Source organism: Rhodococcus sp. W8901 (assembly GCF_013348805.1).
GTDB lineage: Bacteria > Actinomycetota > Actinomycetes > Mycobacteriales > Mycobacteriaceae > Prescottella.
The window spans coordinates 5,462,847-5,477,126 of sequence record NZ_CP054690.1; the positions used below are offsets into that span (position 1 = coordinate 5,462,847).

The following is a 14,280-nucleotide window of genomic DNA, read 5'->3' on the forward strand; positions in this document are numbered from 1 at the left end:
GACGCGGCTGTAGCAGGACTGAGCACGGACGGACTCAGCGCGCCAACAGCATTCGCGCAATGGCGAACTGTTCGTCCGCCAAGCGCCGTTCGCCGTGCTTGCACTGCGCCGCGACCAGCGCGTCGGGGATCTCGATCACCCCGCCGATTCTACGAAGGTCGCGAGCCGGCCGGATTTCGTCCGATCTCAGTGCAGGCGGTCCGCCCAGTCCTCCGGTACCCGCTCGCGTGGTCCCGGAACCGTCTGTTCGCTCGGATGGCTCTGCGGCGGAGCCAGTTCCGGACCCTCGGCGAAGCCCTGCGTCCGGTAGTCCCAGAACCAGTCCTCACCGGGCTCGAAGCTCCGGATGATCGGGTGTCCGGACGCCGCCGCGTGCGCGCTCGCGTGCTGCGCGGGGGAGGAGTCGCAGCAGCCGACGTGCCCGCAGGCGGCGCAGCGGCGCAGGTGGAACCACCACCCGCCGGCCGCGTCGCACTCGGCGCAGCCCGTTCCACTGGGCGTCGCGGCGGGATCGATCTCCGGTGTCTCGGTCATGTGTCGTGCCTCCTCGGCCGGGCGTCGGTGTGGTCGACGTGGACACCATTGTTCGCCGCGCCCGGCACCGCGTCGAGTGAATCGGACCGCGGATTTTGCTGGCACACCGCGCGACTGTCGGGCTACGGTGCATTACAGACGTGGTTTCACCAGTGCCAGCATCGGGAGGACCCATGGGCCCCGAACGCCCCACCGGTTCCGCGACGAGCCGCGGCACCGCACCCGAACACGTCGACGTCCTCATCGTCGGCGCCGGGCTGTCGGGAATCGGCGTCGCCAGCCGACTCCATCGGACACAGCCGGACCGCACCTTCGCGATCCTCGAGGCCCGCGCCGTGTCCGGCGGCACGTGGGACCTGTTCAGGTACCCGGGTGTCCGCTCCGACTCCGATATCCAGACCTACGGGTACGACTTCAAGCCGTGGAAGGGCCGCGCGGCGCTGGCACCCGCGGCAGACATCCTCGACTACATCCGCGACACCGCACGCGAGTACGACGTGGAACGTCATATCTGCTACGGCCACAAGGTGATCCGTGCCGACTGGTCGTCGACGGACGCCCGCTGGACGGTCACCGCACGGCGCGACGACACCGGCGAGATCGTGACATTCACGGCCGACTGGTTCTTCTGCGCCAGCGGCTACTACAACTACGACCGGGGCTACACACCGGTGTTTCCCGGTGCCGACCGGTTCACCGGCCGGATCGTGCATCCGCAGGCCTGGCCCGAAGACCTCGACTACGCCGGCAAGCGGGTGGTGGTGATCGGTTCCGGGGCCACCGCCGTCACCCTGATCCCGGCGATGGCCGACGCCACCGCGCACGTCACGATGCTGCAGCGCTCGCCGTCCTACGTCATCGCGCTCCCCGAAGAGGACACGGTGTCCAGCATGCTTCGCCGGGTGCTGGGAGACGAGCGGGGCTACCGGCTGGCCCGCAAGAAGAACACCATGCTGAACTTCCGGGTCTACAAGCTCGCCCGCCGCTTCCCCAAACAGGCGCGGGCGATCATCCGCCGGCTCAATGTCCGGCTCCTACCGTCCGGTTTCGACGTCGACACCCACTTCAACCCCACCTACGATCCGTGGTACCAGCGCCTGTGCGTCGTCCCCGGCGGCGACCTGTTCAAGACGATCTCCAGGGGCAAGGCTTCGGTGGTCACCGACACCATCGAGACGTTCACCGAGAACGGCATCGCGCTGGTGTCCGGGAAGCATCTCGACGCGGACATCATCATCACCGCAACCGGACTCGACCTGCTCATCCTCGGCGGCATCGAGATCCACCTGGACGGCGAACCGATCGACATCACGAAGCGGCTCACGTTCAAAGGCACGATGCTCTCGGACGTTCCCAATTTCTCGTTCGCCTTCGGCTACCTCAACGGGCCGTGGACACTCAAGCTCGATCTGGTCGCCGACTACCTGTGCCGACTGCTCGACGAGATGGATCGGCGGGGTGCCCAGATTGTCGTCGCGCACAATACGGAACCGGCCATCGAGACCCGGCCCCAGTTCGACTTCACGTCCGGGTATATCCAGCGGGGCCTGGACCTGTTTCCGCGGACCGGCACCAAGGAGCCCTGGAGCCTGCCGATGGACTACTACAAGGACGTCGTCTCGCTTCGGGACACCCCGATCGACGACGGCACCCTGACGTTCTCGCGGGTCGAGCCGACGCCGACGAGATCGGACGACGACCTCGTCAGCCCCGACTGACCCTCACCCTCAGTTGCTGTTACTGCTACTGGTGGTCGTGGTGCTCGACGGCATCCGGGCCCGGAGCCAGTCGACCAGGTCCGTCGCGCTACGGGTCTGCATCCAGACCCGACCCGGACCGGTGAACTCGGTGACGATGCCCTCGCCACCGAGAATCATCGACTTCCACCCACCGGCCTTGCGGATGCGGTACTGGACGGTCTCGTCGAACGCGACGACGTGACCGGAGTCGAGTGTCATCGTCTCCCCCGCCGCGAGCGTCACCGACCGGATGGCGCCGTAGCTGGACAGCAGGATCTCGCCGTTTCCGCTGCACCGCAACAGAACGAGCCCCGCGCCGCTGAAGAACCCCTTGCTGCCGCCCCATTTGGAGTCGACGTCGACGGTCGCGTCGGAGGCGAGCCAGCAGCCGGACTGGACGAGCAGCGCGGTCCCTTCGTCGACGGTGGTTTCGACCAGGTCGCCCGGGAGTGCGCCGGCGACGCCCACGACACCACCCCGTTCACTGCTGAAGTCGTTGACGAAGAAGCTCGAGCCGCCCAGGGAGCGGCGGAGTCCCTTCAGGAAGCCGCCCCGCGTCGACGTGGTGATCGCGATGTCACCCCGCATCATCGCCATCGCCCCGGCCTCGACGCGGACCGATCCACCGGCGGGGACACTGATCTCGGCGAACGCGAACGCGGGCCCACAACTTATCTCGGTCTTCATGGCTTCCTTCTCGAAAGGTAGAAAGTCGAATATCGGGCAGGGACGTCACGGTACCGGGGTTCAGCGGCCCGGAGCCGCCTTCGACACGGGAGATCCCGCACCCGGCGCGGTACGCTCGAGACGGCACCCGCGAGGACATGGGAGCGTCATGGTGGATACGGCGTCCGAGGCACCGTCCCGGCGACGCGAACGTGTGCACCGCCTCAAGGAATTCGCGCTACTGGCGGTCACCCTCACCGCGCTGATCGCCGGCGCGATCGCGTGGCTGCTCGGTGCCGACAACGTGGCCGACAAGTGTTGGATCGCCGGGACAGTAATCGCGATCGCGCCCGCTGCCTGGTGGGTGATCGACGCGCTCCGACGGGGGCGGATGGGCGTAGACCTACTCGCGGTGTTGTCCCTGATCGGCACGCTGCTGGTCGGCGAGTATCTCGCGGGCGCACTGATCAGCGTCATGCTCGCGACGGGGCAGGCGCTCGATGCCGCCGCCGAACGCCGCGCCACGAAGGATCTGCGATCGCTGCTCGACCACGCGCCCCGCACCGCCCGCCGACGAACCGGCGACCACGTCGAGGCGATCCCACTCGACGACGTCCTCGCCGACGACAACCTGGTGGTCGGACCGGGGGAGGTGGTGCCCGTCGACGGGTGGATCACGTCCGGTTCCGCCGTGCTCGACGAATCCGTCCTCACCGGAGAACCGCTCGCCGTCGAGCGGCGTCGCGGCGAGGCAGTGCGGAGCGGAATCGTCAATGCAGGAACCGCTTTCGAGATGCAGGCGCACACGACCGCCGACCAGAGCACCTACGCCGGCATCGTCCGCCTGGCCCGCGACGCCGCCGCCGAGAGCGCCCCCGTCGTACGGGTGGCCGACCGCATCGCGGCCTGGTTCCTGCCGCTCGCGCTCGCAATCGCTGGTTCCGCCTGGCTGTTCAGCGGTTCGGCCACCCGCGCTGTCGCGGTGCTGGTGGTCGCGACGCCGTGTCCACTGCTACTGGCCGCGCCCGTCGCGATCGTCTCCGGACTGTCCCGAGCGTCCCGTCTGGGTGTGGTGATTCGCAGCGGCGGCGCCCTCGAGAACCTCGGACATGCCACGACACTGGTGATGGACAAGACCGGAACCCTTACCACCGGTCGCCCCACCGGCACGGACGTGCTCATCGCGCCCGGCGGCGATGCCACCGACGTGTTGCGACTGGCCGCGTCCGCCGACCAACTGTCACCGCACGTACTGGCCGACGCCATCGTGCAGGAAGCGAAGATGCGCGGGCTCGCACTGACATTGCCCACCGACGTGGCGGAGGAGGCCGGGACCGGCGTGAGCGCGACCGTCGACGGCCGACGGGTCACCGTCGGCACCCTCAGCTTGCCCGACGATGCACCGGCGTGGGCACGTGCCGCCCACAGTCGGGCCGTGCTCGACGGCGCCGCGGTTGCCTGGGTCACCGTCGACGGCGATCTCGCGGGCGCCGTCCTGCTGGTTGATCCCGTTCGCCGGGACGCGTCCCGCACCCTGCGGCGCCTGCGCTCGGCCGGACTGAACCGGCTCGTCATGCTCACCGGGGATCGGCGCGAACCCGCGGAGGAGATCGGCTCAGTCCTCGGTCTGGACGCCGTCCACGCCGAACAGACACCCGCCGACAAGGTGGCCGGGGTCCGGGCGGAGCGGGCATCGGCGGTGACCGTCATGGTCGGCGACGGCGTCAACGACGCCCCGGCCCTCGCGGCCGCCACCGTCGGCGTCGCGATGGGGGCGCGGGGCTCGACGGCAACGTCGGAGGCCGCGGACGTCGTGCTCACCACCGATCGACTCGACCGCCTGGCCGATGCGATGGCCATCGCCCGCCGCTCCCGGCGCATCGCCGTGCAGAGCGCGGCAGTGGGGATGGGGCTGTCGTTGGTGGCCATGGGATTTGCCGCGTTCGGATTCCTGCCGCCCGCGGCGGGTGCGCTGCTGCAGGAGGGTATCGACGTGGCCGTGATCCTCAACGCATTACGCGCGCTGCGGGGCGACCGGAACCAGGAGATTCTCCTTCCCGACGACACCGAGGCAATGCTGCACCGGTTCTCGGCCGAGCACGACGAACTGCGCGACCAGCTGGCCATCCTGCGCGACACGGCGCAACTACTCGTCGGTGGCAACCTCGCGGCCGCATATCCCGCCCTGCGTCGGGTCGACACCTTCCTGTTCGGCACGCTGCTCCCGCACGAGCAGGCGGAGGACCGCGAACTGTACCCGGCGCTCGCCACCCCGCTGGGCACAGCAGAGGCGACCGCGACGATGAGCCGCATGCATGCCGAGATCGACCGGCTCGCGCGACGCCTGCGCACCCACCTCACCCGCGCCGATGCGGCCGGCCGGATCGACCCCGATCAGGTCGACGACCTCCTCGCCTGCCTGTACGGGCTGCACGCGCTGCTGCAGCTGCACTTCGTGCAGGAGGAGGAGAACTACTTCACTCTCGCGCCCGAATCGGATTCCGCGCCCCGGGACCGCTGAGGGGCGTCCCCGAGCGGGATCGCGCCAAACCCCCTTCCGGGGCGGCCCCCGTGGGGGACCCACCCGGCACGGGGCAAATCCCCCTACGCCGTCGAACGAACCGGCACTAGCGTTCGAGTTGTCGCTCGGCCGGCCGGGCGGCGATACCGTGGCCCTCCGGACCCCCGACCTGGCGGACCACGGCCGGGCGGTGGCGTCGGATCCATCCCGATGCCACCGCCCGGGCCCAGAATCCGGGTCTCCGACACGCCAGCTCGAGGTTGCATCCCCGTCACCGGCTGGCTTACAGTGCACCTGCGCGCCCCTCACGGGGCTTCCTGCAACCCTGTCGATATCGGGTCTGCTTGTAGCGCTGTCACATTGACGCATGCGCGTGTGGCGATCGTTGCTCCCGTGCCGGGACCCGACGACGCCCGGCCCCATACGGTGCGCGCAGGCGTTATCCCACGAACCCGGCTCGGCCGATCCCGTCCGCTTCACGGCGGGTGTGCCGCGTCGCAGTGACCACCGGGTGGGCAGTCTGACCCCCGACTCAGGCAGGCCCGCCCGGTGGTCGCATCTACCGGTGGAACCCCACCGTTCCGGTGCCTCCGGCCGGATCGCCTCGAGATGCCGGCTACGTGCCGTTCTGGTAAGGAACTGGGAGCGCTAGTTCAACAGAACAGAGGGGAAGTTCTTTGGGGTACTTCGATCGTCGCGTCGTGGCCGTGACGGGAGCCGGTTCGGGAATCGGTCGCGAATTGTCGACCAGGTTGGCCGACGGGGGTGCGGTGTTGGCCCTGTCCGGGGACGCCGAAGGTCCGTTGAAGGAGACTGCGGACCTGTGCGACCGGGCCGGGGCCCGGGTATCCGCGTCGGTTGTCGATGTCACCGATCGGGCCGCGGTCCACGCCTTCGCCGCCGAGACCGCGAGCCGCTTCGGTGGTGTCGACATCGTGATCAACAATGCCGGAATCCTATACACCGGTGAGGTTCTGGCTTCGGACTACGCCGACATCGAACGGGTGATGGACGTCGACTTCTGGGGCGTCGTCAACGGCACGAAGGCGTTCCTCCCGTACGTGGTCGAGTCGGACCGCGGTCATGTGGTGAATCTGTCCTCGGCATTCGGGTTGATGGCGGCGCCCGGGTACTCCGCCTACAACGCCGCGAAGTTCGCGGTCCGCGGGTTCACGGAGTCGCTGCGTCAGGAGATGGAACTCGGCGGCCATTCGGTGAAGGTGACGTGCGTGTACCCGGGTGGCGTCCGGACCGGCATCGCGCGGACCGCGAGCGCCGCCGCCGGGGTGGACGTTCGCGAGGTCGCCGACTCGTTCGATCGGCGAATCGCTCGCACCGACCCCGCCGAGGCCGCGCGCACGATTCTGCGGGGTGTCGAACAGGGGCGTGCGCGGGTGCTCGTCGGCCCGGACGCGAAGGTGGTGGACGCGGTGACCCGGATCCTGGGTCCGGCGTACCAGTGGTTGCTGCCGGCCGCGAAGCGTCGGGGGCTGCGGAAATGACCACGGATTGGCTGCTGATCAGCACCTTCGGCGGACAGGAGCCGTCACTGATCGGGGTGGGGTCGTCCCCGAAACCCTTCGTGCCGCTGGGCCGGCACTTCAAGGGCCGACGGAGCCAACCGAACAGGGCCCTCGACGACGTGCAGAACGCTCTGCTCGAGATCATGGCCGACCCCGAGCATCGGCGGATCGACCGGGAGTCGGAGGACGGCCGCAAACGCATCCTCGCGGAGCCGCTGCTCAATTCCGAGTCCCGCCTCCACGGCGTCTACTTCTGGCGGGGAGACACCGACGAGGCACCACCGCCGCGGGACCCGGCGGGCGCGTGGCACTTCAATCTGACGGCAGGCAAGGCCAGCGGCAGCGACGACCTCTTCGACCTGTACGGCGTCGCACCCGAGGACCGTCGCAGCGAGGCCGCGCTGGCGGGCGCCTTCACCCGGCTGGTGACGAACCGCGACGAGGGCGAGGCGCTGGCCAAGATCGTGCAGTCGGAACCGGGCACGGAGCACCAGGCGGTGTGGAAGGTACGCCGCGACGACGACGAGGAACGCGCCGCACACTTCTCGTGCCGGATGCTCGAGGAGAAGCCCGATCCTGCCGGGGAACGGCGCGAGGTCATCCTTCGCGGGATCACCCACGACATCGGCCCGGCAGGCGAGGTCCCGGCCGCGCCGCCACCGGTCATCCTCGAGCATCGGGTGCTCGACGCCGTGCTGACGCCCGGCGAATACCTCGCCTACGTCGACCTGAAACGCCTCGCGCTCATCAAGTGGCGCAGCGAGCCGATGCCGGGGGTGGCCTGGGAAAATGCCGTCGGGGAGCCGGAGCCCGCCATGCATCCGTCCGATGTGCCGCTCGCGCAGAAGATGGCCAAGGATCTCGCCTACCGGAAGGTCGAAGGCATCCTGCGGTTCCGCGGACTCGACGGGGACTGGAAACCCCTGCACCTGTCGGTCGCACTGATGGCGTTCGACGAGTCCACCCACGGCGGACTCGTCACCGTCACGGAGGCGCCCACCCCGCAGAACTGAAATACGTCTTTCGGTCAGTGAAAGACCGGTCGTGGGCGACATCGCGGCCCGGCAACGTGGAAGGCATCCATGTGCTGCGACTGCGAGGAGCGACCGTGACGAGTCTGTTGAACAAGCCGGTGTGGGAATCCCGAATCTTCACCGGCGAATGGGTGGCCGGCGGTGAGGACCGTGTCGTGGTCGAACCCGCGACCGGGAAGCAACTCACCACCGTCGGGACGGCCACCCCCGACGATGTCGCGGCGGCCGCCACCGGCGCCACGGCGGCACAGAAGGCCTGGGCCGCGCGTCCGTACACCGAGCGCGCGGCCGTCCTCCGTCGAGCCGGGCAGCTGTTCGAGCAGTACGCCGAGGAGATCGGCGAGTGGATCGTCCGCGAAGGCGGCAGCATCCGGGCGAAGGCCGAGACCGAGACGCACACCGCCGCTGAGGAGTGCTACAACGCGGCGGCGCTCGCGGCGCATCCCGTCGGCGAGGTGCTGCGCTCCGAGCAGCCGCGGCTGAGCTTCTCGCGCCGCGTCCCGGTGGGCACCGTCGGTGTCATCGCCCCGTTCAACTTTCCGCTGATCCTGTCGATCCGCGCCGTCGCGCCGGCACTCGCCCTGGGCAACTCGGTGATCCTCAAGCCGGACCCGCGCACCGCGATCTGCGGTGGCGTCGTCCTGGCCCGGATCTTCGAGGAGGCCGGGCTTCCGGCCGGTGTCCTCAGCATGCTGCCCGGTGGTGCGGACGCCGGCGAGGCGGTCGTGGTCCACCCCAGCGTGCGGGTCATCGCGTTCACCGGTTCGACGCGTGCCGGACGCGCGGTCGGTGAACTGGCGGGCCGCCACCTCAAGCGCGCCCACCTGGAACTCGGCGGCAACAATGCCCTCATCGTCATGGACGACGTCGACCTGGAGAAGGCCGTCTCGGTGGGCGCCTTCGGCTCGTACATGCATCAGGGACAGATCTGCATGGCCACCGGCCGACAGCTGGTGCACGAGAGCATCGTCGGTGACTACACCGCACTGCTCGCCGAACACGCCGAGCGGCTGCCCGTCGGAGATCCGTTCACCGGCGAGGTGGCGATGGGGCCGATCATCGATGCGCGGCAACGTGATCAGATCCACGCCCTCGTGTCGGACAGCATCGCGGCCGGAGCACGGCTGGCGGCCGGCGGAACCTACGAGGACCTCTTCTACCGTCCGACGGTCCTCGCCGACACCCCGCGGACGGCGCCCGCCTTCGTCAACGAGGTCTTCGGCCCCGTCGCCCCCGTCACCTCCTTCGCGACCGTCGAAGAAGCCGTGGCCGTCGCCAACGACTCGGAATACGCACTGTCCCTGGGAATCCTGACCGGCGATGCGATGAAGGGCCTCGAGATCGCCCAGCAGATCCCCACCGGCCTGGTCCACATCAACGATCAGACGGTCGGCGACGAGGCCGTCGTCCCGTTCGGCGGACTCGCATCGTCCGGCAACGGCGGCCGCGTCGGCGGTATCGGCGCCAACCTCGACGCCTTCACCGAGACGCAGTGGGTGACGGCGCAGAGCGCGCTGCCGATCTACCCGTTCTGATCCGCCGAATCCGCAGGAGCACAACATGGTCAACACAGCTCGCGCCGCCATTGTCGACAGCATCGGTGCACCCTTCACGATCGGCGAGGTCACCCTCGACGCGCCCCGGGCCGACGAGGTCCTGGTCCGGATCGTCGCCGCCGGGGTCTGCGGCACCGACCTGGGTGTCCAGGCCGGGCACATCCCCTTCCCGCTCCCCGGGGTGCTGGGACACGAGGGCGCCGGGATCGTCGAAGAGGTGGGCAGCGCGGTCACCAGCGTCAAGCCGGGCGACAAGGTGCTGCTGTCGTTCACCAGCTGCGGCGAATGCCGCAACTGCCGCACGGCACACCCCGCGTACTGCCAGGAGTTCCTGCCGCGCAACCTCGTCGGCGGACGGCGCGCCGACGGCAGCACCACGGTCCGGCGCGGCGACGAGGAGATCAACGGGCACTTCTTCGCCCAATCCTCTTTCTCCACATACGCGTTGGCCGACGAACGCGGCGTCACCAAGGTCTCCGATTCGGCGGACCTGGGCCTGCTGGCGCCGCTGGGTTGCGGAATCCAGACCGGCGCCGGGGCCGTACTCAACATCCTCACACCCGAACCCGGCTCCACTCTGGCCGTTTTCGGAGTGGGTGCGGTGGGAATGGCTGCCGTCATGGCGGCAGCCCTCACCGGCGCCGAGCGAATCGTCGCCGTCGACATCGTGCCGTCACGACTCGAGCTGGCCCGGGAACTGGGCGCGACGGACGTGATCAACTCGAAGGAGGCGGATCCGGCCGCCGAACTCGACCGGATCAGCGGGGGACTGGGCATCGACTACGCGATCGACGCCACCGGCAACGTGCGGGTGCTCGAGACCGCGATCAACTGCCTCGCGCCGCTGGGCACGGTGGCGGCCATCGGCGCCCCGGCGGCCGGCGCGACGGTCCCCGTCGACGTCAACTACCTGCTGAACGGTCGACGTTTCATCGGTGTCACCGAGGGTGATTCGGTGCCGCAGGTGTTTCTCCCCGCCCTGGTGAAGCTGATCGAGCAGGGACGCTTCCCGCTGGACAAGCTCGTCGAGTACTACCGGTTCGAGGACATCAACGACGCCGCGCAGGGCATCAGGGACGGAAGCGTGTTGAAGCCCGTGCTGCTGTTCGACTGAGCGTCCGGCGGGCGTGTCTGCCCGGAAAGATGATCCCTCCTCGAGAGGATCGTCCGGGGGCGGTCGGCAGCGGGTCGAGGCCGGGAACTCGGAGGGTGGAACATGCGGCGGATCGTCGGGCGCCTCGTCGGCTGGTCGGCGGTACTGGTCGCGATGGCCGGTGTGCTCGTGCTGGGGTCCGCGGGGTGGGTGGCGGTCGCCGCGTCCGGGCACATGTACGACGTCCGCGACGCGCCGGACGCGCCCGTCGTGATCGTCCTCGGCTCGCAGGTCCGGGACGGGAAACCGATGAAGTTCCTGGCCGGACGGCTCGACGCCGCCGTCCGACTGATGGAGGACGGCAGGGCCCGCGCCGTCCTTGTGTCCGGTGACGCGAACGGCCGCTCCGGCAACGAGATCGCGGCCATGACCGAGTACCTCGTGGACGCCGGTGTCGATCCCGCGCGGATCGTGGGCGACGGCTACGGCCTCGACACGTACGACACCTGCGCGCGGGCGGTGCGGACGTACGGGGTGACGAAGGCACTCATCGTCAGCCAGGGCCTACACGTGTCCCGCGCGGTGGCGCTGTGCCGCGACGCCGGCATCGACACCGACGGCGTAGAGGCCGAGTGCGAGTGCAACCGGCTCGCCGTCGTGCGGAACTACGCGCGGGAGTGGCTGGCGCGACCCAAGGCGGTGCTCGATCTGCTGTCGGGGCGGGACCCGGCGGTGGTGTCGCCGCCGGACGGTTCGCTCGCCACCGCAGTGGATCGGTGACCGCTCGGCACCGTCCGCGGTGTCCGGTGCGGCGGGACCCGATCTCACCCCGTGCTAAATTGTTCTAGAACACTAGAACGATTATGGAAATCGGAGGTGGGTGCGACGGCTACGACACTGATGGGGGACCCCGGACCGTCCGGAAGGTTCGGCCGCTTCGGTGGGCGCTACGTCCCCGAGGCGCTCGTGCCTGCGTGTCGAGCAGTCGAAGCAGGCTTCCGTGACGCGTGGGCCGACCCGGAGTTCCGGGCGGAGCTCGGTTCACTGCTGGCCGAGTACTGCGGGCGACCGACACCGGTCATGCGGGCGCGACGACTGTCCGAGGAACTCGGCGTCCGCGTCCTGCTCAAGCGCGAGGATCTCAACCACACCGGCAGCCACAAGCTGAACAATGCGCTGGGTCAGGCACTCCTCGCTCGACGGATGGGCAGGCGTGAACTCGTGGCGGAGACCGGCGCCGGTCAGCACGGTGTCGCGACTGCCACGGCCGCAGCACTGTTCGGCATGAAGTGCACCGTATACATGGGCGAGGTCGACATGGCCCGGCAAGAGCTGAACGTCTACCGGATGGAAACGCTCGGTGCGCAGGTGATTCCGGTCCGATCCGGCGCCAGGACATTGAAAGACGCCACCAGCGAGGCCTTTCGGTACTGGGTGACCCGGGCGGACGAGAGCCACTACTGCCTCGGCTCGGTGCTGGGGCCGCACCCCTACCCGTGGATCGTCCGCGAGTTCCAGTCCGTGATCGGGATCGAGGCCGCGGCGCAGTGCGCGCAGTTGCTCGGCGGCGGCACCCCCGACGTCGTCGTGGCCTGCGTCGGCGGTGGATCGAACGCGGCAGGCACCTTCGCCGGGTTCGCGTCGTCGGACGCGCGGCTGGTCGGCGTCGAGGGTGCGGGCGGTGCCGGTGCCACCGACGGCACCCTGGGCGTGCTGCACGGCTCGATGTCGCTGTATCTGCAGGACGATGCCGGCCAGGTACTCGAGGCGCATTCCGTCGCCGCCGGTCTCGACTATCCGGGGCTGGGACCCGAACACGCCCACCTCGCCGAACTCGGTCGCGCGGACTACGTGACCGTCACCGACGATCAGGTCCTCGCCGCCGCCGGGCAGCTCGCGCGGCTCGAAGGCATCTTCCCCGCACTGGAATCCGCGCATGCGCTCGCCTGGGTGGCGGAGGCCGCCCGCGACCGACAGTTCGCCCCGGACACCACTGTGCTGGTCACCGTGTCCGGCCGCGGCGACAAGGATGCCGAACAAGTCAGGAGACTCGACCGTGAGCGTGCTTGAGACGACCCTCCGCCAGGTCCGCGACAACGGCTCGAAGTGCCTGATCGGCTATGTCATGGGCGGAATCCGAACGGACTGGGCCGATCTCGTGCGGGCCATGATCGACGGGGGCGCCGACGCCGTCGAGATCGGACTGCCGTTCTCGGACCCGATGCTGGACGGTTCGGTGATCCAGCGTGCATCCGTCACCGCGTTGGAGCAGGGCGCCCGGGTGGAGGGCATCCTCGACGACCTTCCCGACGTGACCGCGCCGCTGATCACGATGACCTACAGCAACCACCTCGTGTCCCGCGGGCTCGGGCAGTACCTGGACACGATTGCGGCGGCCGGAATCAGTGGATCCATCGTCGCCGATCTGCCGTTCGAGGAATCGGCGGACTATCTCGCTGCGGCCGAGGCGGCGGGTGTGTCCCCGGTGCTGATGTCGGCTCCGTCCACGCCGATGGAGACGGCACGGCGAATCGTCGGAGCCAGTGGTGGATTCGTCTATGCAATGGGCGCCATGGCGCCGACAGGGACGTATCGGACCGCCGGCGAGGACGGATGGGCGTTCGCGCAGCGCCTCCGCTCGACCGACGGCCTGCCGGTCGTGATCGGGTTCGGCATCGACACGCCCGAACGAGCCGCCCGTGCGGCTCGGCAGTCCGACGGAGTCGTGGTCGCGTCGGCACTGATGGACCCGGTGCTCGCGGGCGCCGGCGCGGCGTCGATCATGGGAACCGTCCAAGCCTTCCGCCAACGACTCGACGAGGCAGCAATTCCGTGACCAGGCACTCTCGACTGCCCAAGTATCTGGCTATCTACGACGACCTGCGGGCCAGGATCGACACCGGGGAATGGCAGGCGGACGACGCACTGCCCCCGCAACGCGAGCTCGCGGCCTCCTACGGCGTGACGATCATGACCCTCCGCCAGGCGTTGCAACTGTTGGAGAACGACGGGCTGATCGAATCGCGTCCCGGGGCGGGCACTTTCCCGGCGAGCAAGCGGTACACCTACAACCTGCTCCACCTGTCGGGATTCGCAGACGATCTCCGGGCGCAGGGCGCCAAGGTCGAGACGCACATCCTCGGGTCGTCGCGGGAGACTCCACCGTCCGATGTCGCGCGGGCCCTGCAGCTCGGGCCGACCGAGCAGGTGCTCGTCGTCACGCGTCACCGCGTGATCGACACGCACCCTTCCGTGCTCCAGCATTCCTACATCCCCTGGAGCACGGGCATCTCCCCGGACGAACTGGTCGACGCGTCGCTCTATCAGGTTCTCGCACAACACGGTTACCCGGTCGCGTCGGCCAACGAGTCGATCACCGTCACCACGCTCGGTGCCGCCGAAGCCGAACTGCTGGCCCGCCCGGAACACAGCCCGGCCATGCTCAGTCACCGAACGAACGTCACCGAGGACGGCACCCCCGTCCTGCACGACACCGCGTTGATCCCGTCCGACATCGCCGAACTCCACATCGACCGCGGTCCCCAACAGATCCGAGTGACGTACCGGATCAACGATCGGGGCGGCCGCACCGCTCGGTGAGCGGTGCGGCTCGC

General features: G+C 69.2%; 12 protein-coding genes. 10 read left to right on the forward strand and 2 right to left on the reverse strand.

Features of this window, described 5'->3' with window-relative positions; genetic code table 11:
* Window positions 1-186 precede the first annotated feature (186 nt).
* Complete coding sequence (locus HUN07_RS25455) at window positions 187-534, reverse strand: UBP-type zinc finger domain-containing protein (RefSeq protein ID WP_114724544.1); 348 nt, start codon at window positions 532-534, stop codon at window positions 187-189.
* A gap of 173 nt (window positions 535-707) precedes the next feature.
* On the opposite strand from HUN07_RS25455, the gene HUN07_RS25460 reads away from it, so the two are divergent.
* Entirely contained in the window at window positions 708-2,252 is a 1,545-nt protein-coding gene (locus tag HUN07_RS25460) for a flavin-containing monooxygenase (protein ID WP_174913975.1), read from the forward strand.
* Between the two features lie 9 nt (window positions 2,253-2,261).
* Here HUN07_RS25460 and HUN07_RS25465 read toward each other — a convergent pair whose 3' ends face one another.
* A complete protein-coding gene (locus HUN07_RS25465; RefSeq protein WP_114724525.1) occupies window positions 2,262-2,960 on the reverse strand; it encodes a TIGR00266 family protein in 699 nt (232 codons plus the stop codon).
* A gap of 148 nt (window positions 2,961-3,108) precedes the next feature.
* On the opposite strand from HUN07_RS25465, the gene HUN07_RS25470 reads away from it, so the two are divergent.
* The 9 genes from HUN07_RS25470 (at window position 3,109) to HUN07_RS25510 (ending at window position 14,266) form a co-directional block, all read left to right on the forward strand.
* Window positions 3,109-5,460, forward strand: a complete 2,352-nt coding sequence (locus HUN07_RS25470; protein ID WP_174913977.1) for a heavy metal translocating P-type ATPase — start codon at window positions 3,109-3,111, stop codon at window positions 5,458-5,460.
* A gap of 677 nt (window positions 5,461-6,137) precedes the next feature.
* Window positions 6,138-6,962 (forward strand): SDR family NAD(P)-dependent oxidoreductase, encoded by an 825-nt coding sequence (locus tag HUN07_RS25475; protein WP_174913979.1) that lies wholly within the window; start codon window positions 6,138-6,140, stop codon window positions 6,960-6,962.
* Window positions 6,959-7,996 carry a GAF domain-containing protein gene (locus HUN07_RS25480; RefSeq protein ID WP_174913981.1) on the forward strand — a complete coding sequence of 346 codons (1,038 nt, stop codon included), beginning with the start codon at window positions 6,959-6,961 and terminating at the stop codon, window positions 7,994-7,996. The genes HUN07_RS25475 and HUN07_RS25480 overlap by 4 nt, the downstream gene beginning before the upstream one ends.
* A 95-nt stretch (window positions 7,997-8,091) precedes the next feature.
* Window positions 8,092-9,552, forward strand: coding sequence for an aldehyde dehydrogenase family protein (locus HUN07_RS25485; protein ID WP_174913983.1), 1,461 nt, complete (start codon window positions 8,092-8,094; stop codon window positions 9,550-9,552).
* Between the two features lie 25 nt (window positions 9,553-9,577).
* Window positions 9,578-10,687, forward strand: a complete 1,110-nt coding sequence (locus HUN07_RS25490; RefSeq protein ID WP_174913985.1) for an NAD(P)-dependent alcohol dehydrogenase — start codon at window positions 9,578-9,580, stop codon at window positions 10,685-10,687.
* 102 nt (window positions 10,688-10,789) lie between these two features.
* Entirely contained in the window at window positions 10,790-11,446 is a 657-nt protein-coding gene (locus tag HUN07_RS25495) for a SanA/YdcF family protein (RefSeq protein WP_174913987.1), read from the forward strand.
* A 96-nt stretch (window positions 11,447-11,542) separates the two neighbouring features.
* Window positions 11,543-12,736, forward strand: a complete 1,194-nt coding sequence (trpB, locus tag HUN07_RS25500) for a tryptophan synthase subunit beta (protein ID WP_217487161.1) — start codon at window positions 11,543-11,545, stop codon at window positions 12,734-12,736.
* Window positions 12,723-13,502, forward strand: a complete 780-nt coding sequence (gene trpA, locus HUN07_RS25505; protein WP_217487162.1) for a tryptophan synthase subunit alpha — start codon at window positions 12,723-12,725, stop codon at window positions 13,500-13,502. Before trpB ends, trpA begins: the two co-directional genes overlap by 14 nt.
* Window positions 13,499-14,266 carry a GntR family transcriptional regulator gene (locus tag HUN07_RS25510; protein ID WP_174913991.1) on the forward strand — a complete coding sequence of 256 codons (768 nt, stop codon included), beginning with the start codon at window positions 13,499-13,501 and terminating at the stop codon, window positions 14,264-14,266. The genes trpA and HUN07_RS25510 overlap by 4 nt, the downstream gene beginning before the upstream one ends.
* Window positions 14,267-14,280: the final 14 nt, after the last annotated feature.

Excerpts from the sequence above, each read along its gene's own strand:
- HUN07_RS25455 (WP_114724544.1), bottom strand. The coding sequence starts at position 534 with ATGACCGAGACACCGGAGATCGATCCCGCCGCGACGCCCAGTGGAACG.
- HUN07_RS25460 (WP_174913975.1), top strand. The coding sequence starts at position 708 with ATGGGCCCCGAACGCCCCACCGGTTCCGCGACGAGCCGCGGCACCGCA.
- HUN07_RS25465 (WP_114724525.1), bottom strand. The coding sequence starts at position 2,960 with ATGAAGACCGAGATAAGTTGTGGGCCCGCGTTCGCGTTCGCCGAGATC.
- HUN07_RS25470 (WP_174913977.1), top strand. The coding sequence starts at position 3,109 with ATGGTGGATACGGCGTCCGAGGCACCGTCCCGGCGACGCGAACGTGTG.
- HUN07_RS25480 (WP_174913981.1), top strand. The coding sequence starts at position 6,959 with ATGACCACGGATTGGCTGCTGATCAGCACCTTCGGCGGACAGGAGCCG.
- HUN07_RS25490 (WP_174913985.1), top strand. The coding sequence starts at position 9,578 with ATGGTCAACACAGCTCGCGCCGCCATTGTCGACAGCATCGGTGCACCC.
- HUN07_RS25495 (WP_174913987.1), top strand. The coding sequence starts at position 10,790 with ATGCGGCGGATCGTCGGGCGCCTCGTCGGCTGGTCGGCGGTACTGGTC.